The 21220-nt window shown below is 40.1% G+C and carries 15 protein-coding genes; 10 read left to right on the forward strand and 5 right to left on the reverse strand.

The window, feature by feature from the left end; genetic code table 11:
* The first annotated feature begins 13 nt into the window (after positions 1 to 13).
* A complete protein-coding gene (hemL, locus tag PSF27_RS14690; protein ID WP_206082951.1) occupies positions 14 to 1303 on the forward strand; it encodes a glutamate-1-semialdehyde 2,1-aminomutase in 1290 nt (429 codons plus the stop codon).
* A 327-nt stretch (positions 1304 to 1630) separates the two neighbouring features.
* On the opposite strand, the gene mrcB is transcribed toward hemL, so the two are convergent.
* On the reverse strand, positions 1631 to 4153 hold the full coding sequence (gene mrcB / locus PSF27_RS14695) for a bifunctional glycosyl transferase/transpeptidase (RefSeq protein WP_206082952.1): 2523 nt from the start codon (positions 4151 to 4153) through the stop codon (positions 1631 to 1633).
* A gap of 189 nt (positions 4154 to 4342) precedes the next feature.
* Complete coding sequence (hrpB, locus tag PSF27_RS14700) at positions 4343 to 6802, reverse strand: ATP-dependent helicase HrpB (protein ID WP_272681758.1); 2460 nt, start codon at positions 6800 to 6802, stop codon at positions 4343 to 4345.
* A gap of 100 nt (positions 6803 to 6902) precedes the next feature.
* Here hrpB and sfsA point away from each other — a divergent pair, with 100 nt between their 5' ends.
* From sfsA to panD, 7 genes are all read left to right on the forward strand, one after another.
* Positions 6903 to 7613, forward strand: coding sequence for a DNA/RNA nuclease SfsA (gene sfsA / locus PSF27_RS14705; protein WP_206082954.1), 711 nt, complete (start codon positions 6903 to 6905; stop codon positions 7611 to 7613).
* 194 nt (positions 7614 to 7807) lie between these two features.
* Positions 7808 to 8263, forward strand: a complete 456-nt coding sequence (gene dksA, locus PSF27_RS14710; protein WP_004260494.1) for an RNA polymerase-binding protein DksA — start codon at positions 7808 to 7810, stop codon at positions 8261 to 8263.
* 728 nt (positions 8264 to 8991) lie between these two features.
* Positions 8992 to 10338 (forward strand): polynucleotide adenylyltransferase PcnB, encoded by a 1347-nt coding sequence (pcnB, locus tag PSF27_RS14715; RefSeq protein WP_442958951.1) that lies wholly within the window; start codon positions 8992 to 8994, stop codon positions 10336 to 10338.
* A 14-nt stretch (positions 10339 to 10352) separates the two neighbouring features.
* Positions 10353 to 10844: a 2-amino-4-hydroxy-6-hydroxymethyldihydropteridine diphosphokinase gene (folK, locus tag PSF27_RS14720; RefSeq protein ID WP_206082956.1), complete on the forward strand. Its 492-nt coding sequence runs from the start codon at positions 10353 to 10355 to the stop codon at positions 10842 to 10844.
* A 58-nt stretch (positions 10845 to 10902) separates the two neighbouring features.
* Positions 10903 to 11694 carry a 3-methyl-2-oxobutanoate hydroxymethyltransferase gene (gene panB / locus PSF27_RS14725; RefSeq protein WP_206082957.1) on the forward strand — a complete coding sequence of 264 codons (792 nt, stop codon included), beginning with the start codon at positions 10903 to 10905 and terminating at the stop codon, positions 11692 to 11694.
* Between the two features lie 26 nt (positions 11695 to 11720).
* Complete coding sequence (panC, locus tag PSF27_RS14730; protein WP_272681760.1) at positions 11721 to 12584, forward strand: pantoate--beta-alanine ligase; 864 nt, start codon at positions 11721 to 11723, stop codon at positions 12582 to 12584.
* A 239-nt stretch (positions 12585 to 12823) separates the two neighbouring features.
* On the forward strand, positions 12824 to 13204 hold the full coding sequence (gene panD, locus PSF27_RS14735; protein ID WP_206082959.1) for an aspartate 1-decarboxylase: 381 nt from the start codon (positions 12824 to 12826) through the stop codon (positions 13202 to 13204).
* Between the two features lie 115 nt (positions 13205 to 13319).
* Here the strand turns inward: panD and PSF27_RS14740 are convergent, their stop codons facing one another.
* Positions 13320 to 14090, reverse strand: coding sequence for an ABC transporter permease (locus PSF27_RS14740; protein WP_206082960.1), 771 nt, complete (start codon positions 14088 to 14090; stop codon positions 13320 to 13322).
* Positions 14087 to 15028 carry an ABC transporter ATP-binding protein gene (locus PSF27_RS14745; RefSeq protein WP_206082961.1) on the reverse strand — a complete coding sequence of 314 codons (942 nt, stop codon included), beginning with the start codon at positions 15026 to 15028 and terminating at the stop codon, positions 14087 to 14089. The genes PSF27_RS14740 and PSF27_RS14745 overlap by 4 nt, the downstream gene beginning before the upstream one ends.
* Before the next feature lie 257 nt (positions 15029 to 15285).
* Between PSF27_RS14745 and can the strand changes: the two genes are divergently transcribed.
* Together can and PSF27_RS14755 are read left to right on the forward strand one after the other, a co-directional pair.
* The gene (gene can / locus PSF27_RS14750) at positions 15286 to 15939 is read left to right on the forward strand and encodes a carbonate dehydratase (RefSeq protein WP_042851647.1); all 654 of its coding nucleotides are present in this window, start codon (positions 15286 to 15288) and stop codon (positions 15937 to 15939) included.
* A 437-nt stretch (positions 15940 to 16376) separates the two neighbouring features.
* Complete coding sequence (locus PSF27_RS14755) at positions 16377 to 20537, forward strand: two-partner secretion domain-containing protein (RefSeq protein ID WP_272681761.1); 4161 nt, start codon at positions 16377 to 16379, stop codon at positions 20535 to 20537.
* A 71-nt stretch (positions 20538 to 20608) separates the two neighbouring features.
* Here PSF27_RS14755 and hpt read toward each other — a convergent pair whose 3' ends face one another.
* Entirely contained in the window at positions 20609 to 21145 is a 537-nt protein-coding gene (hpt, locus tag PSF27_RS14760; RefSeq protein WP_125891608.1) for a hypoxanthine phosphoribosyltransferase, read from the reverse strand.
* Between the last annotated feature and the right edge of the window lie 75 nt (positions 21146 to 21220).

The following is a 21220-nucleotide window of genomic DNA, read 5'->3' on the forward strand; positions in this document are numbered from 1 at the left end:
CTGGAGCCCTGCCATGTCGCAATCTGAAATTCTGTATGAGCAAGCAAAACAACAAATTCCTGGCGGTGTGAATTCGCCAGTTCGCGCCTTTAATGGTGTCGGTGGTACGCCTTTATTTATCGAAAAAGCGGATGGTGCTTATATTTATGATGTTGATGGTAAAGCGTATGTCGATTACGTTGGCTCATGGGGACCAATGGTCTTAGGTCATAACCATCCAGAAATTCGCGATGCGGTGATTAAAGCCGTCCATAAAGGTTTGAGTTTCGGCGCACCAACTGCCGCCGAAGTTGAAATGGCCGAATTAGTATGCGAACTTGTTCCTTCTATGGATTTAGTTCGCATGGTGAACTCTGGTACTGAAGCTACCATGAGTGCTATTCGCCTAGCTCGTGGCTATACAGGCCGCGATAAAATTATCAAATTCGAAGGTTGCTACCATGGCCACGCAGATTGCTTATTAGTGAAAGCAGGTTCTGGTGCGCTGACCATGGGCGAACCAAACTCGCCAGGTGTTCCTGAAGATTTCGTCAAACATACGCTCACTTGCACTTACAATGATCTTGCATCTGTGCGCCAAGCGTTTGAAAATTATCCTGAAGATATCGCTTGTGTCATCGTGGAGCCTGTTGCTGGGAACATGAACTGCGTGCCACCCACTGCAGAATTCCTACCTGGTCTACGTGCGTTATGTGATGAATTTAATGCCGTACTGATCATTGATGAAGTAATGACAGGCTTTCGTGTTGCATTAGGTGGCGCACAAGATTACTACGGTGTTGAGCCAGACTTAACCTGCTTAGGCAAGATTATTGGCGGTGGTATGCCTGTGGGTGCATTTGGTGGTCGTCTTGAAATCATGGAAAAATTAGCGCCTATCGGCCCTGTTTACCAAGCTGGTACTTTATCGGGTAACCCTGTTGCAATGGCAGCGGGCCTTGCTTGCTTAAAAGAAGTGTCCCAACCAGGCGTTCATTCACGTTTAAATGAGCTAACAGAAAAATTAGCCCGTGGGTTAAAACGTGTTTCCCAAGAACAAGGCATTCCAATGGTCATCAACCATGTCGGGGGGATGTTTGGTATTTTCTTCACGGATGCAGCAACAGTGACTTGCTACCAAGACGTGATGAAATGCGATGTGGAGCGCTTCAAAAAATTCTTCCATTACATGTTAGAACAAGGCATTTACCTCGCACCATCCGCTTTTGAAGCTGGGTTTATGTCTATCGCACACAGCGATGAAGATATTGAAAAAACCATCAAAGCTGCTGAAACAGCGCTGGCGAAAATCAAAGCGAATTAATTTGCATTAAAACCAAAGAGGTGAAGCACTCTAGTTTCACCTCTACCTTTCTAAGGTTAACTTTTATAGTTATACATCTTACACAATAATTCCTTATATAGTTCGCCTTGTGATAGGTTTCGGGAAAATTATTTTCTAGGCATTGAAGTGGTCAATTAAAAGAATTAGATAGCAGAAAGTTAGAAAACTGAATATATCGTTAATTTTCTAAATAGTTCGAGTTGTGGCAAGGCGGCAAGTGAAGCTATCTCGGGGAGCATACACTAGTATGTAACCCGAGTAGCTGAATGTAGCCAACACCGCCACGGCTCTAAATATGACGAAAATTTAGGGATTATCGCCAAACATATCCTTCACCCAATCTGGCGCATCACTTTTTTGCTCATCATTATTGCCATTTAAATTCCACGTTGGTGCTTGGTCTTCTGAGGCTTGGCATAGACTGTCTGGGTTATCAGTCCAAATCGGCAACATTCTACCACCACCAAAGTTTGAGCAGCTTAACTGACCATCAGCCGTGACTTGCATATCGACAATGCCCTCTGGTGCACGATTAATCAGAGCTAATGGCGCTTGGTTATCAAGGTAGCGTTGGTAGACTTTTAAAGCCCCTGTTGCCCCTGTTAACTGTGTCGGACCATTGTTATCACGCCCTACCCAGACGATTGCCACCTCTTTGCCATCAATACCCGCATACCAGCTATCACGCAAATCATTGGTTGTCCCTGTTTTACCAGCCAAATTGTACTTACCGTATTTGGATAATAAAACGCGACCTGTTCCTTGATTCACCACTTGCTGCATACCATAAAGTGTTAAATAAGCAGCTTGTGAAGGTACAGCACGCTCTGCGGATGGGTAACTTTGATAAATTTCGTTACCATCACCGTCGATGACGGAACGCAGGGAGGACAATTTCGCCCGATTGCCTTCACCACCAATGGTTTGATAAACCTGAGCCACTTCCGCTGGCGTTAAGTTAACAGCACCTAAGAACATTGCTGGCACTTTTTCCATCGCTGCGGCTGGTGCCCCTAGACGAACAAACGTATTAAACACTTGGTCGAGGCCAATATCTAACCCTAAGTTTACGGTTGGGATATTCTGTGATTTTGCAAGCGCATCAACTAGCATCATACGGCCATTGAAATTACGGCTGTAGTTTCTTGGGCTCCAATTTTGGTTGCCGACTTTAACCGTCAGCGGTTCATCTTTTAACCATGTGTTCAAACGGTAACGATCAGGCTCACTCAGTGCGGCGAGGTACACAGGCGGTTTTGCTAATGAACCAATACTACGACGTGCGTTCAAGGCACGGTTAAACCCTGAGAATTGTGGCTGAGAACCACCCACCATGGCACGCACTTCACCGTTAATACGGTCAACCACCACCATTGCACCTTCAATATCGTCTAATTTACGGGTTTTGCGTAAATCTGCGACACCATTTTCTACGGCATTTTCTGCTGCAGTTTGCGCGACAGGGTCTAAGGTTGTGAAAATTTTCGCACCTGATAATTCTTTGACTTTATCGCCCAATTTTTCATTGAGTTCTAAGCGAACCATTTGCATAAAGGCAGGTTGGGATGCCACCAGCCCTTCTTTATTTTTCACGCCAAGTGGCCTTGCGCTAAGGACTTGGTACATTTCTTGGTCAATCACACCGCGCGTTTCAAGAATTTTCAACACGATATTACGGCGTTTGATGGCATTTTGTGGTTTTGTCCAAGGGTTATAGGTTGATGCCCCTTGTACCATTCCCACCAACAAGGCTTGCTGATCGAAGCTTAATTCATTAATTGGACGACCAAAATAGTACAAGCTCGCTAATGGGAAACCACGAATTTCATCATTACCATTTTGACCTAAGAAAACTTCGTTTAAATACAGTTCTAAAATACGCTCTTTGCTGTAATTATAGTCCAACAGGAGAGCCATATAGGCTTCGTTAGCTTTACGCTTTAAGGTTCGCTCATTAGTCAAAAACAGGTTTTTAACTAATTGCTGTGTCAGGGTACTTCCCCCTTGTACTGAGCGCCCAGCAGTTAAGTTAGCAACAACAGCACGGCCGATAGAGTACAAACTGACACCATCGTGCTCGTAAAAGTTTCTATCTTCGGTTTCAAGTAAGATTTTCACCAGAGATTCAGGAAAATCCGCTAATGGTAGCACCAAACGCTGCTCATTATTTGCAGATTGCATCATGGTGATAAGTTTTGGATCTAAACGGAAAAAACCAAATGAGCGGCCATTCTCCATATTTTCAATCTTACTTAAGGCATTATTTTCAAACACCATACGAGCCAGAATCTGCCCTTCTTTTTGATCAGGGAAGTTAAATGGACGGCGTAAAATTTCAATGGTATTGCCACGCACCACAAACTCACCCGATGTGGTGATTTTACTGACTTTGCGATATTGCATACCTTCGAGCAAGCGTGTCATTTCCGCTTGGCTATAATCCATCCCTGGCTCCAGGTTGACCATGCGACCGTAAACCGCAGCGGGTAGATCCCAAACTTTGCCATCGAGACGCTCTTTAATTTGTTGATTTAAATAAAAACCATACGCCGCTAATAGCACCGCAAACACGATCATCAACTTGACGAGTAGCCAAAACCAACGCCATTTGCTTTTTACTTTGCGCTGTTTTTTATTTTTTGAGCCTTTTTTAGCCATGTGCTCTTCTTCATCTTCATCATCGAGATATTGTTCTTCAATATCATCATCTTGGTATAAATCTTCATCATCATAATCATCGCGATCTCTACGGCGGCGTGATGAGGATTGTTTTTTATCAGCCGTTTTTTTATTACGTCGGCCAATTGGTTCAAAATCTTTACCGGACATGGTCGCTCCATATCACCTTACAAAATTACTTAACAACTTAATTATTCACTAATTGCTTAACGCCTAGTGGTTAATTTTGGCCCATAACCCTTGAGATTTCACCAAAGAAAGCTCTTAATTACATTTCCTTACTCTGCTTTGCCCATTCAAGCCCGTTTTGGAAACCCGCTATTAGAGCACAAAAATCGGTTATTTCGTACTCATCATCGCTTTTTTTGTTTGCCTTGTGGGTGCCGTATTCGCGGGGTCATCTGGCCACAAATGCTTTGGATAGCGTCCTTTCATCTCTTTTTGAATCTCTTTGTAGCTACCTTGCCAAAACGCACCGAGGTCTTGAGTAATTTGCAGTGGTCGCATGGCAGGCGATAATAAAGACAGCGTTAAAGTAAGTTTTCCCTGAGCAACAGTTGGGTTTGTTTTTTCACCGTACATTTCTTGCATGCGAATTTCGATAAATGGCGGTTTATCTAAGGCATAGTGAATACTCACATCGTGTAAGGATGGCGCGTGGTAAGTGTCTGGAAACTGACTCTGCAACCACTGCTGTTGCTGCCAATCCAAACGGTTGATTAATAACTTAGCTAAATTAATTTGCTGCAATTTTTGCTTGTTCGTCACGCCATCCAAATAGGGCTCTAACCATTCATCCAAAGAATCCAATAGTGCATTTTCATCAAAATCAGGGAAGTTAACTTCAGGAAACAACTGTTTCGCTAATGTGCAACGAATACACAATTGAAGTGCATCTTCCTGCCAATTCAATTGTTGTAAGCCATTTTGCTTTAGCCAGTAAACCAAAGCTTGGCGAATTTCCGTTTTATCTGGGTTAGTAAGCCGCTCTGATTTCACCACCAGTTGCCCACATTGCAAGCGTTTCCACGCTAATAAAGTGCCCTTTTGCTCATCCCATTCCACGGTTTCTTGCGACCTAAATAAAGTAGGGTTATCAACTTGCAACTGTTCAATTTCAATCGGATAAGCTAATGAAATTCGTGCATCTGCCGAATTTTCAGGCTGCCAAACCGAGACGACCATTAACCATGGCGAGCCAATAAGCGAATCCGATTCATTCAGGGATGCACCTAAGCCGCTAGCGAGTTGATAACGCAATTGGTTATCACGAGATTTGGCGATACGATCTGGGAAAGCCGCAGCTAACAATGTTGGTAACCACTCACTTATCAGCGCACCTTGTTGACTAATTTTATTCGATACTTTTTGTTCACTCAGCATTGATGCACGTTTACACCAATTGTCTGTCGGCCTTTCTATAAAACTACGTAAGTCGCATCCCCCATTACGTGGAGGTTCTTCAATGATTGCCGTTAACAATGCGGCGAGCTGCATCACATTTTTATTTTGACTTTCTTGCGCTTTACAGAGCATCGCAGCAGTTCGCACCTCGCTAGCGAAAGCCGCCATCTTTTGCCCCAATACCGTTAACTTGCCTTGGCTATCTACAGCTCCTAATTTTGTTAATAACCCCTTCGCAGCGGCAATCGCAGGTTGCGGTGGTGGCGATAACCAATTTAGTTGCGCCGTATCATGACATCCCCATTGTAATAAAGAGAGCCATAACCCACTGAGATCGCTTTGGTTAATTTCAGCCTCGCTAAACTGGGCAGCACGTTCGGCTTGCTCCTCACTGAATAAGTGCCAACACATACCCGCTTCTAAACGTCCTGCTCGCCCAGCTCTTTGAGCCATTGACGCTTGGCTTATTCGCTGTTTTACCAATTTTGTTAACCCTGTACGTGGGTTAAACTGCCCAACACGTTCAAAACCGCTATCTACCACTAAACGAATACCCTCTATGGTTAAACTGGTTTCTGCAATATTGGTTGCCAACACCACTTTGCGTTTTCCTTTGGGAGCAACTTGGATGGCTTGTTGTTGAGCTTGCAGTGAAAGTGCACCATATAACGGACACAAAAGTATGTCCTCACTTACCATAGAGGAGAGTTCTGCTCTCACTTTCTCTATTTCCCCAACGCCTGGGAGGAACAAAAGTAGTGAGCCTAGTTCTTGTTGCAATAATTGCCACACCACTGATGCCACTTCTTTATGGAATAACTTGTTAGAGTTAATGGGATGGTATTCACGCACAACAGGGAAAGTACGACCTTGAGATGTAATGACCGGCGCTTCAGGAAATAACTGTGTCAGGCCTTGGTTATCCAATGTTGCTGACATTAATAAGATACGCAAATCATCTCGCAGTGCTTGCTGAGTATCTAATAACAGGGCAAGGCCGAGGTCTGCCTGTAAATTTCGCTCGTGAAACTCATCTAAAATCACCAACCCAATACCTTCAAGCATCGGGTCACTTTGTAACTGCCGTGCAAGTACGCCTTCCGTTACCACCTCTAGACACGTATGGCGGCTCACTTTCGTTTCCGAACGCATACGTAACCCTATCGTGTTACCTACCTCTTCGCCAAGCTGCTGTGCTAAACGCGTTGCGACTGAACGCGCAGCAAGACGACGCGGTTCTAACATAATAATTCGCCCATCAATGACGCCACTTTTGAGTATTTCAAGGGGTAATACCGTTGATTTACCCGCGCCTGTTGGGGCGTGTAATAAAACTTGTGGAGAAGATTTTAAGGCTGCCAGTAACGATTCACTGACTTCTAATATAGGTAACACGAAAGTAACTACTCCCTGCATTTAACTTTTGCTATCAGACATTGTAGCATTAGCCTCTTTCATCAGTCAGCTTATCACTGGTTAGCACCGCGGAGACCTTATGGAATTTCATCCCCCTTTACAACCTGCCACTTTAATTAAGCGTTATAAACGGTTTCTAGCGGATGTCACCTTACCTAATGGCGAAGAGATAACAATTCACTGTGCCAATACAGGTGCGATGACTGGATGTGCAACTCCTGGAGATACCGTCTGGTATTCCACCTCTGACAATGCAAAACGCAAATATCCCCACAGTTGGGAGTTAACTCAAACAACACAAGGACACTTTATTTGTATCAACACCCTTCGTGCAAACCAACTTGTCGCTGAAGCCTTAACCGGAAAGTGCATTCCAGAATTATCTGACTACAGCAAGATAAAACCTGAAGTGAAATATGGAACAGAAAATAGTCGCATTGATTTTCTTCTCTCACACGATGGGTTACCTGACTGTTTTATTGAAGTTAAATCAGTCACTTTACTGGAAAATGAACACGGTTTTTTCCCTGATGCGGTGACGCTTAGAGGACAAAAACACTTAAGAGAACTCATGCATATTGCGAAAGAAGGAAAAAGAGCCATACTATTGTTTGTTGCGTTACATACAGGTATTCACGTAGCATCAGCAGCGGCGCATATTGATAAGAAATATGCGCAATTATTAGAGGAAGCAAGGCAAGGCGGTGTTGAAGTACTTTGTTATCAGGCAGATATAACTGCTCAACAAATGTCGTTAAGTAAACAGATTAGTTTTACATCTATTAAATAATATTTTTTAATAGATTTTTATACGGGGCCGCTGAGTTCTGGGGCGCTAAAAGGGAATAAACACGCTCGCCCTCACAGCATTACAAAACTCATTGCATGAACGATTGCCAAGAGAGCTCTCTTCTGCTATTTATAGCGACCTTAAATTTTCCCCCTTGGGGTTTTTGTAAAATTTGCGTGTGTAGGAGAAGCATTATGCAAGAAGGGCAAAAACGTAAGACATCGTCCTTAAGCATTCTCGCCATTGCTGGGGTTGAGCCCTATCATGAAAAAGCTGGCGAAGAGTACATGAACGAAGCCCAATTGGCGCATTTTAAGCTCATTCTCGAAGCATGGCGCAATCAACTCAGAGATGAAGTGGACCGGACTGTTACTCATATGCAAGATGAGGCAGCTAACTTTCCAGACCCCGTTGATAGAGCCGCTCAGGAAGAAGAATTCAGCCTTGAATTACGTAACCGGGATCGTGAACGTAAATTGATTAAGAAAATCGAGAAAACGCTGAAAAAAGTTGAAGATGACGACTTTGGCTACTGTGAATCATGTGGTGTAGAAATTGGCATCCGTCGTTTGGAAGCCCGTCCTACCGCTGATTTATGTATCGACTGTAAAACATTAGCTGAAATTCGCGAAAAGCAAATGGCAGGCTAATTGCTCAAATGGAGTCCTGAACGGCGCATATTGCGTGCGCCGTTGTAAGGGTTTCGCCCCTTTAAAATCCCCTCTTTTTCACACAATCTAATACGCGCCTTTATTCATTCCTTATTTTTGCTATCATTTTTGATAAAATTCATGGCTAGCAAACGAATACGTTAATCGGGTCTTAATAAAAATGCGATTTTTCAGTAAATTTTTTATTGAATTTTACAGTGTATTTTTCAGATTATGGTTTAAATAGCGCTTAATGTCTTTGTGGTAAAAACCCACTAAAATAAGGTATTCTGCGCCATAAGTGATGAAACCAAGAAAAATATCGCTTGTTTTTTAATCTATTTTTATTGATAAAAAAAATGATTAGACGTGACTTTTATTCGTTTAACCATTCTCAAAGAAACTTCTGTGAGCTATGATTAGCCGCTTATTTTGTTTATTGAACATTGGTAATCACATCGAGGTGTACTATTTTTAACCGAGTAGCAAATTTCTGCCGTCACATTTTATCTCGTAATACCACTGCATCGAATAGTGAAGATTCCTTGCAGCACACGCATACTCAGCGAGATACCTCGGCAGCCGGTAAAAGGCCAGTCACTCATTCCGATAAGGAGCAGACATCTCCTCGTACTCGGAACGCTAAACAAACGCCAAAAACAGCGTCTATTAAAAAAACGGTTCGTCAATCTCAACGTGCCGATTCTTCGTCTGAGAAACACCCTACAATGACAACCGAAAATAACGAAAACATTACTGTTATTCCGCGTTCTGAACACTCTATTTCCCGCAGTGACATCAGCGATAATGCGCTGAAAGTCCTCTATCGTTTAAATAAAAGTGGCTATGAAGCCTACTTAGTGGGTGGTGGTGTTCGTGATTTATTATTAGGCCAAAAGCCAAAAGACTTTGATATCACAACAAATGCAACGCCAGAGCAAATCCGTAAGCTATTTCGCAATTGCCGCCTTGTTGGCCGCCGATTCCGCTTAGCGCATATTATGTTTGGCCCTGAGATTATTGAAGTTGCAACTTTCCGCGGACATCATGACCAGAATGCCTCAGATGATAAGAACTTGTCATCACAGGCACAAAATGGCATGTTGCTGCGCGATAACATTTTTGGTTCTATCGAAGAAGACGCTATTCGTCGCGATTTCACCGTTAATAGTCTGTATTACAACATTGATGATTTCACTTTACGTGACTACGTCAATGGATTGGCTGATCTTAAAGCGGGTGTTATTCGTCTTATTGGTGCCCCTGAAACTCGTTACCGCGAAGACCCTGTTAGAATGCTCAGGGCAGTACGCTTTGCGTGTAAGTTGGATATGACTATTGAGCCAAAAACCGCAGACCCAATTTATCATCTTGCTCCATTATTAAGGGAAATTCCTTCTGCAAGATTATTTGAAGAGTCCTTAAAATTACTTCAAGCAGGTCAAGGTTATTCAACGTACAAGATGCTCAAGAAATTTGGTTTATTTGAGCAACTATTCCCTGTTATTTCGAGCCGTTTTAGTGAAACTGATGACTCGCCAATGGAAAAAATCATTGAGCAAGTCTTGAAAAACACAGACTTCAGGCTTAAAAACGATAAGCGTGTCAACCCTGCATTTTTATTTGCGGCCATGTTATGGTATCCCGTTACTGAACATGCAGAGAAGCTGTCCCAAGAAGGTGGCCTCGCTTATTATGATGCCTTTGCCCTTGCGATGAATGATATTTTAGATGAGCAATGTCGTTCAATTGCCATCCCTAAACGTATCACGACAACAATGCGTGATATCTGGTTACTGCAATTACGCTTACCACGCCGCCAAGGGCGACGCGCCAATAAATTAATGGAGCACCCAAAGTTCCGTGCCGCCTTTGATTTATTAGAGCTTAGAGCCAATGTAGAACATCGTAATGAGCTACAAGAACTGGCACTATGGTGGGCAGATTTTCAGCAAGCTAACAACAGTAAGCAGCGTGAGATGATTTCAGAATTAGGCAATGCCCCAACTCGCCGCCGTCATCGCCCGCAACGCTCCTCTCATGCAGGGGCACGCAAACCCAATAAATCGTCATAAATAGAGAGCCCGTTATGGAACAAGTCTATATTGCTGTAGGAAGTAACCTTGGTGAGCCTCTTAAACAGGCACAACAAGCTATTGCAGCATTAGACGCTATTCCTAATAGCCATGTTACTGCAACATCATCTATTTACCGCACGAAGCCGTTAGGCCCGCAAAATCAGCCAGATTTTTTAAATCTGGCTGTATGCCTTGAAACAACGCTTGAGCCAGAAGCACTACTCAACTATACCCAACAAATCGAGCTTGACCTTGGTCGTGTGCGCAAAGACGAACGCTGGGGGCCGAGAACCCTCGATCTCGATATCATGCTTTTTGGTAACCGTGTTATTAATACACCACGATTAACGGTTCCACACTATGGGCTGAAAGAGCGAGAATTTATGTTGTATCCACTCAGCGAACTTGCCCCTACTCTTGTTTTTCCAGATGGTGAATTGCTGTCTGAAAGACTCACACACGTCCCGCGTAACGGCCTAACATTTTGGGATATTAACGCCTAAAATAATCAACCTCTTCTGAGGTGTGGTCGTTGGGAGATCATTTCCGGAGGTTATTATAATGAAACCAATTTCTCTGGCTGATTTATGTCAGTTTAAAAAAGACAAACGCAAATTTGCTACCATGACCGCCTACGATGCAAGCTTTGCTCAATTATTTTATGAGCAAGGGATCCAAGTGATGCTGGTAGGTGACTCGTTAGGTATGACTATTCAAGGTGAAACCAGCACATTACCCGTTACTGTCGAACAAATTGCCTACCATACCCGCTGCGTCCGCAAAGGTGCACCAGACGCCTTTATCATCGCAGACATGCCATTTATGAGCTACGCTACCCCAGAGCAAGCCTGTGCTAATGCCGCTATTCTCATGCAGGCAGGAGCAAACATGGTTAAAATCGAAGGTGGTAGCTGGTTATGTGATACGGTCAAAATGCTAACTGAACGTTCTGTGCCTGTTTGTGGCCATTTAGGGTTAACACCACAAGCGGTGAATGTACTGGGTGGGTACAAAGTACAAGGTCGTGACGAAGTGACAGCTAATCAGCTAGTAAAAGATGCAATTGCCCTCGAAAATGCAGGGATACAGCTGTTAGTACTTGAATGTGTGCCAACGTCATTAGCTAACCACGTCACAGAAGAATTGTTATTACCCGTTATTGGTATTGGCGCAGGAAATGGAACGGATGGGCAAATTTTGGTGATGCATGATGCGTTAGGGATTACCGCTCGCCCACCGAAATTTGCGAAAAATTTCCTTGCGCAGGCAGGCAACATGCATGATGCCATCCGCTTGTATATTCAAGAAGTGGAAGCAGGCATTTACCCAGCTGAAGCTCATTCATTTTCTTAATTGACTCATATATAAGGACGACTTGTATGCTTATCGTTGAAACGGCACTGATACTTCGCCGCGAAATTCGCCGTTGGAAACAAGAAGGCAAACGCATCGCACTTGTCCCAACGATGGGAAATTTGCATGATGGTCACTTAACGCTGATTGACCAAGCCAAACAGCAAGCTGATATTGTTATTGCGAGTATTTTTGTTAACCCAATGCAATTTGATAGACAATCAGACCTCGCAAATTACCCTCGCACACTGCAAGAAGACTGTGAAAAACTCAAACGTAAGGGCGTAAATTTAATTTTTGCACCCTCTTCGCAAGAATTCTACCCTGACGGTATGGAAAAACAGACTTTTGTTGAAGTGCCTGAGTTATCAACGATGTTAGAAGGTGCAAGCCGCCCTGGGCATTTTAAGGGCGTAGCTACGGTTATCACAAAGCTGTTTAACCTCGTTCAGCCTGAAATTGCCTTATTTGGTGAAAAAGACTATCAACAACTGCAATTAATTCGTAAATTAGTTAATGACTTATCTTTTGATACCCAAATTATCAGTGTCCCAACAGTGAGAGCCAAAAATGGTCTAGCACTGAGCTCTCGTAATAACAATTTATCTGCCGATGAGCTAAAAACCGCACCTATGTTGTATCAAATTATGCAACAAGCGGGAGAAAAATTAGTAATTGAGCCAAGTTCATCTGACGATATTATTGCCGATATGAATAACAGCTTACGTGAAGCAGGTTTTACCCCTGACGAGCTGTTTATTCGTGATGCAGAAACATTATTGCCACTTAGTGATGCAAGCAAACGTGCTGTAATTTTAATGGCTGCATGGTTAGGTCAAACTCGTTTAATTGACAATTTACAAGTTGACCTGAAACGCGATATTAAATAAAACAATAAGACTTATAATACTTTCACAGCAACCATCTTGCTGCGTTGATAATCCAGTTACGACTTACATTGCACGTAGCCAACAACGCTGCAGTTTGAAGGCACAATGATTTCTTCAAAGTCATTCAGATTGCAGCTAGGCGGCAAGTAAGTGAGTTCCTGGGAACATACATAAGTATGTGACTAGGGCGAATGCACGTAGCCAACAACGCTGCAGTTTGAAGGACGAAGAAGAAAAAAATGTTAAGAAAAATGTTACAAGGCAAACTCCACCGAGTCACTGTCACTCAGGCTGACCTCCACTACGAGGGTTCTTGTGCTATCGACCAAGACTTTATGGACGCTGCGGGTATCCTTGAATACGAAGCCATTGATATTTATAACGTTGATAATGGTGAACGCTTTTCAACTTATGCTATTTCGGGGGAAAGAGGCTCGCGTATCATTTCCGTTAATGGCGCTGCTGCTCGTCGTGCTGCGGTGGGTGATAAACTGATCATCTGTTCATATGTGAATATGAGTGATGAAGATGCTCGCACTCACAAGCCAAACGTCGCTTACTTTGATGAAAATAATGTGATGAGCCGAATTGCAAAAGCAGTTCCTGTACAAGTGGCTTAGCCCGTAACTTACATATTTAACTAACTGATAATTATGTTATTTAAATATAAAAAGCTGCTTTTGCTATATTGCATAGCAAAAGCAGCTTTTTCATACAGAATTCAATCGTCCATTCTTAGCTTCTAAGCCCTCTACCCTGCTCAATTAAATACCAGGTCAGTAAATAGAAAACGACTAAGAAAATCATTAGTACTCCAAGTGTAATTGCAATTGACACATCTGCAATACCAAGAAAACCATACCTAAACCCGCTAATCATATAAACGATGGGGTTTAACTTTGACACGGCTTGCCAGAATGGCGGCAATAACGATAAGGAATAAAATACCCCACCCAAGTAAGTTAAGGGTGTTAGTACAAACGTTGGTACAATACTAATATCATCAAATGTTTTTGCAAAAATCGCATTTAATAGCCCAGCAAGTGAAAACACAATCGCTGTGAGCAATAGTGTCACCACGACCATAATCCATGAATGCACTTGTAGTGGAATAAAAAACAAAGAAACCAATGTGACGAGGAAACCAACTAAAATTCCTCTCGCAACACCACCACCAACAAAACCAGCGATAATAATATGCGTTGGAACAGGCGCAACAAGTAATTCTTCAATATTTTTTTGGAATTTTGAACCAAAAAATGATGAACAAACATTCGAATATGAATTGGTAATAACAGCCATCATAATCAGACCAGGAACGATAAATTGCATATAATCTACCCCTCCCATATCACCAATTCGTGAACCAATTAAATTACCAAAAATCACAAAATACAGCGACATGGTGATCACGGGTGGTAATAATGTTTGTATCCAAATACGGCCAAACCGAGTGACTTCTTTTATCCAAATCGTTTTTAATGCAACCCAGTATAATGAGATCATCTTGTTATCTCCTTTTCGGTCGCATTACTTTCTTTTTTGACTAAACTAACAAATAATTCTTCCAAACGATTTGCCTTATTACGCATACTTAAAATTTGGATACCTTGTTCGCTAAATTGACTAAAGACACTATTTAGCCCCTGCTCTCTCTTTACATCCACTTCAATCGTTGATGTGTCTACCAAACGAGATTCATACCCTAATAATTGTGGTATAGGACTTTTTGGCATTAAATCAAAAATAAAGGTCTCTGACTCTAATTTGCTCAACAACTGTTTCATACTGGTATTTTCAACAAGTTCACCGTGTTGAATGATACCGATATTACGACACAGCATTTCTGCTTCTTCTAAATAGTGCGTTGTTAAAATAATTGTTGTGCCTTGTGCATTCAAATTCTTTAAAAAAGACCACATAGAACGGCGTAATTCAATATCAACACCCGCAGTAGGTTCGTCCAAAATTAATAACTTTGGTTGATGCATTAACGCTCGAGCGATCATTAATCGGCGTTTCATCCCGCCTGATAAATTACGAGCGCGTTCATCACGTTTCTCCCACAAATCCAGTTGCGTCAAATATTGTTCAGCACGTTGGATGGCAACAGAACGCGGGACACCATAATAACCCGCTTGGTTTAGGACAATCTGCAAAACGGTCTCAAATGGGTTGAAGTTAAATTCTTGAGGGACCAACCCGAGTTGCTGCTTCGCAAGTACAACTTGTTTTTCTAAGTCATAGCCAAATACTTTAACTGAGCCGCTCGTTTTATTTACTAATGAGCTGATAATACCGATAGTTGTTGATTTGCCTGCGCCATTAGGCCCAAGCAAAGCATAAAAGTCACCATCTTCAACATATAAGTCGATTCCTCGCAGAGCCTTAACGCCACCTGAATAGGTTTTTGTTAACTGCGATAACTCAAGTGCATACGTCATATATAAAAAAACCCTTTATTCTTAGGACGGTTTGGAGGCAATATACTCTTATGATGCCACTTTTTTCTGCTCTATGTTATGCAGAAAAGAGATAATTAGTTTATACAATATAATTCAATATGTTATAAATTTAGGGTTGTCTTGTCTAAAAGACAGGTTCATCATAAGGGCATTAAAATTAGTATAACTAATTATTAATTAATCAATAAATGTTGTATAAGATTTTATCGCAAAGTAACACAACTAGGCTATAAGTCATGATGAGAAAAATCGAAGAGCTGTTTGCTAACAATGAAGCATGGTCAGCATCAGTCAATGAACAAGACCCCGAATTCTTCAAAGAATTATCAAAAGCGCAAAAGCCGAGATTCTTATGGATAGGCTGCTCTGACAGCCGAGTACCTGCAGAAAAACTCATTAACGCGGCACCTGGGGACCTTTTTGTGCACCGTAATGTTGCCAACTTAGTCATTCACACTGACCTAAACTGTTTATCTGTCATTCAATATGCGGTTGATGTCTTACAAGTTGAGCACATCATTATTTGTGGCCACTATGGCTGTGGTGGTATTGAAGCAGCGGTTGATAACACCGAACTTGGCTTAATTAATAACTGGCTATTACACATAAGAGATATTTGGTACAGACATAGCTCTATGTTGGGTGAATTAAAGCCTTGTGAGCGTCTTAACCGTTTATGTGAATTAAATGTTGTTGAACAAGTTTATAACTTAGGACATTCAACGATCATGCAATCTGCATGGAAACGCGGCCAAAAAGTAATGATCCACGGTTGGGTATATGGGATTAACAATGGTCGGTTACAAGACTTACATATTACTGCCGATAGTCGAGAAAAGCTTGAATTGTGTTACCGTGAAGCCATTTCTACTTTAACTCAAAAAAAGTAATTTAAAATATAAATTGGAAGCTCTTATAACTAAGAGCTTCTTTCTAATTAAATCCTAAATCAGCGTAATTAAAATATAAAAAACTTTTCTTTCAATTGTCTAAAAAAAAGAAAATAAAAATAAAATCCAATTAAATCAAATTTATCATTAACAACAAATGTGAGTAAACAATTAAATATATGACGGTAGGTGTTATTACATAATTATTCTAATACGGAGTAAAGCTTACCTTTTGATTATAAACGAGTTATACAACTCCGTCACATATTCATCTATAATAACACCATAAATAATATTTAATATTAAGGTGGGCAAATCACTATCAAATAAGTATTTTTAAATATACTTATTTTTATTTTGGCTCATAATTCACTAGCTATAATGGAATATTATTATTTTGTAAATATTAATCTCAAAACATATTTAGGGATATTTTTATGAGTCAACCTATTAAAGTCGAGTCCTATACCTCTACGTTAAAACTAAAACCAATCGTTTTATGTGTTTCTGCCATTTTAGGCATCACATCGATAGCTCATGCTGAAATAATTAATACTAATGGAGCGGGAGTTATGACCAACAGTAATGGTCCTACTATCGTTCATATTAATAAACCCAGTGATAAAGGTGTTTCTCACAATATATATAATAAATTTGATGTCGATAATAAGGGTGTTATCCTAAATAATAGTAAGGACAATATTAACACTCAATTAGGTGGACTGATTAACGGAAACCTTAATTTATCAGGTGGTGAAGCCTCGGTTATTATTAATGAGGTTAACTCAAATAATGCAACAACACTAAACGGGATGGTCGAAGTTGCGGGTAAAAAAGCACAAGTGATTGTTGCTAACCCATCAGGAATTACCTGTAATAGCTGTGGTTTTATTAATACCGAAAGCACAACTCTCACAACAGGTAAACCGATTATCGGTAATGGGGAATTACTGGGTTATAACGTAGCCAAAGGGCAAATTATCGTTAATAAAGGTTTAACTTCTGATTCCCCTACTGAAATTATCGCGCGTTCAGCGGTGATTAACGGCCAACTAAAAGCAAAAGAGCTCAAAGTCGTCACTGGACATAACTTTGTCGATACTAACGGTGATGTTGTCTCTACTGTTGCAGCTACAGGTAGTAGACCTTCTGTGGGTATTGATGTTTCTGCGTTAGGTGGTATGTACGCTGATAAAATCACCTTAATCTCTACTGAAAATGGAGTCGGTGTAAAAAATAAGGGGATTATATCAGCGGGTGATAAAGGCTTATCGGCTAAATCTGCATGGGTTTTCTCTAATGAGAGTAACAAAATAGAGTCTTCTGGTGATATTGACTTAAACGTAAACACTTTTCATAACAAAGGGTTAGTCAGTGCTAAAAATGATCTTAATATTCTGACGAATGAAACTAATTCTGGATATGTAACCTTTGATAACGATAAAGGCAAACTTATTTCAACCTCAGGTGATATTAATTTACGCACCAATAATACTGTTTTAAACCGTAACGGTGGGAGCATCCAAGCTAAAAATAATATTAATATTAAAACCAATGAGATTCAAAATGGTGGCGGTTTAATCAAATCCGAGACAGGTGATGTCAATATTGACGCTAGAGGTACAATTTATCAGTGGCGTGAATATTCAAGTGTCAGACCTGAAGATAGAATTATTGCTGGTAGAGATATTAATATTACCGCAGATAGAATTATTAGTGAAAATGCTAAAATTGATGCAGGCAGAGATGTCATTTTAAACACTGTATCCTCTATAGAAAATACTAACTCTGTTATCACGGCTAAACGTAGAATGAGCATTGACGCGAATAGTCTAACAAATAAATCATCATCGATTACTGCCACTAATGCTAAATCTGATTTAAATGTCACTAATTATATTACTAATGACGCAAACTCAGTCATCAGTAGTGGTCGTGGATTAAACATTACTTCGGCAAAACTTGTGAATGCGGGAAAAATTATTTCCCCAACTAATATACCGAATACCGTTCCAGTTCCTACTTACGAATCAAATATCAAAGTTAACGACCTTGATAATAGAAGCGGATTTATTTCGGGTGATCACCTAAGCATTACATCTAATACGATTAATAATGACCAAGGTTTCATTGATGCTAAAAAATTAAATGTTGATGCTAAATCATTAAGCAATAACGCAGGGTATGTTCGTTCATATAACGACATGATATTAAATATTGATCAATTAACTAACTATTATTCAAGTAATTTTAGCAGAGTTGCGAGTAAATTTGGGTTAACAAATAAAATTGGTGGTATTGAAACTTTAAATGGTGGAATTACCGTCACTGGCACTAACGTAATTAATAATTATGGATTGTTCAAAAGTACTGCTCAAGAAAGAGCAGCATCTTTCGGTGGTATGGAATTTAATTTAACGGGTGATTTTAATAATACTAATGGTGAGCTAACAAGCTACGGTAATATTGCTATTAACACTAAATCCCTCAATAACTATGCTGGAAAGATTGACTCTGGTAATAAATTAATCATTAAATCGACAAATAACATTAGTAATTATTATGGTAAATTATCATCAAAAGGTGTTACTGAAATTTATGCGCCTTCCGTTTCAACTAGTGATGTAAATGATACTTATAGCCTTGATGGAACCGGAATTATCTATAGACCTGATGGCTTAAATATTATTCACATCAAAAAACCGACTGATAAAGGAATTTCGCATAATACTTATCAAAGCTTCAATGTGAAAGATAAAGGAACTATCTTTAATAATAGTAGTACAATAACTTCAACACAGTTAGGAGGTGATATTGCGGGTAATGAAAATATAACCGCAGGGAATGAAGCTAGGATTATTCTAAACGAAGTCATCGGCAATAACATCAGTACTATTAATGGTATGATGGAAGTTGCCGGTAGTGCCGCTCAAGTTATTGTCGCTAATGCATCAGGTATTACTTGTTATAGTTGTGGTTTTATTAATGCGGAACGTGGGGCTTTTGTTACTGGTACACCATTAGTCATTGCTGGTAATTTAATTGGTTATAACGTTAATAAAGGACAGGTAACAATAAATAAAACAATGACATCGGCTGATGCGATTGATTTTATTGCTCGCTCAGTACTCATTAATGGTAATGTTAAAGCAAAAGAGCTAAATATCGCTACAGGTAATAGCTTATTTGACCCTAATGGTAATGAATTATCTGAGCTGACTAACACTTACAGTTCAGCTAATGGATTAACAATTGCTAACACAGGTAAATTAGATGCTGACAAAATAAATATTAACTTAGTCGGTACTGGCGGTACTCTAGTTAATAAAGGTTTAATTAATGCAGGAAATTCAGGTTTAAATGTAAATGCCTACAGTATCAATAATGAGACGAAGATCGAATCTATTGGCGATATTCATATAACTTCTCATAGTGGTAATCAATTTACTAATGGTAATGGTGCCTCTATTATTTCTAATGCTGGTGATATTAATTTGACATCTAATGGTAAATTCGTCAGCCAGCATGGCGCACTTATCAGCGCGAATAAAAATGTGAATATGAATATCTTTAATGATTACTATGCTACTGGAGGTTTAGTTAAAGCTGAAAATGGAGATATTAATATCAATGTTGAACGAAACCTTATCACCCAAAGTGGCTATTACAGCAAATGGGGAAGTGATAGATTTATCGCTGCAAATGATATTAATCTAACTGCCGCATTAGCTGCTTTTACAAACTCAAAAGTCAGCGCTGGTCGAGATTTTAATTTTACTGGCGGGTCTTTAAGTAATAGAGACAATAGTACAAATAGCGCTAACCGCCAAATTAATATTAATGCTGATACTGTCATTAATAATGCTTCCGTCATTAAGACTGAAACTGGTCGCATAGATATCACTGCAAATAAAGAGATTCAGAATGATTACATCTCAACTATTAGCAGTGCAAAAGTATTAAATATCACAAGTCCTAAATTAAGCAATAGTGGAGTTATTGCTTCAGGGAGTGGTAAATCAACCTTCCGTATTGATAATTTAACTAATAACGCAGGTTATATTAAAGGGTTTAACCTTAACTTTATCTCTGAATATTTAAATAATTCTAATGGGTTGATTAAAGCTGACAATAACATTGTTATGAATGCTGGTTATATTAGTAATACAAATGCAACTAACTTTAGCAGGAATACAGCGTACCTTGGCTTAGTGAAACAAAATGGTGGAATTATCGCTGAGAATGGTAGTATCAAAATGAAAGGTAACCAATTGAATAATACTTCTGGCATTATTCAAACCAACGCTATTTTCCCTGCACCTGGGGAAGCTGATATTGATATTGCAATGGATAAGGAAATCATTAATATCTATGGACAAATTAGAAGTGCAGGGAATCTGAAAGCAACCGCAGATACGATTTCCAACAATGGTGGTATCATGAATGCAGATCTTGACTTAACAGCTAAAGCCGCACTTTCTATTAATAACTATAATGGAAAAATTAACTCAAGAAATATCACTACAGTGACAACACCTAGCCTGTCAAACAGCTACGGGCAAATCACGGGTAGTAATGTCATCATTACTACCAACTAAAATATGATTGGTATACGATAAAACAAAAGGACAGCTTTGCTGTCCTTTTTCATTGAATTCACCTGAAAATACTAATCTTCAAGTAATGTTACATGGCCAATATAAGGCAAGTGACGATACTGTTGAGCGTAGTCGATACCGTAACCCACCACAAATTTGTCTTCGATAGAATAACCAATCCACTCAACTGGAACCTGTACTTCTCGGCGCGAAGGTTTATCCAGTAATGTACAAATAGCGACAGATTTAGGCCCGCGTAATTCGAAAATCTCACGCACTTTATTTAAGGTATTACCTGAATCAATAATATCTTCAACAATTAAGACGTGTTTATCGCGAATGTCTTCGTCCAAGTCTTTGACGATTTTAACATCACGACTTGATGTCATCGCATTACCGTAACTTGAAACTGTCATAAAATCGACTTCATGGGGAACATCAATCTTACGACATAAGTCGGCCATAAAAATAAATGAACCTTTTAGTAAGCCAACAAGGACTAATTCACCATCAAGTTTTTGATAATGAGCACTAATTTTATCGGCTAATTCGCTGATTCGCTGGGCAATCTCTTCTTCAGAGATCATCACTTCAAGGGTATGTTTCATCTTCTATTACGCATCTATGGGAATGGAAAGCGCGTAATTTTATCATAGGCAGCACGTATATACTAATAAAGGAAA

This window comes from Providencia sp. PROV129, assembly GCF_028482245.1.
GTDB classification, from domain to species: Bacteria; Pseudomonadota; Gammaproteobacteria; order Enterobacterales; family Enterobacteriaceae; genus Providencia; species Providencia vermicola.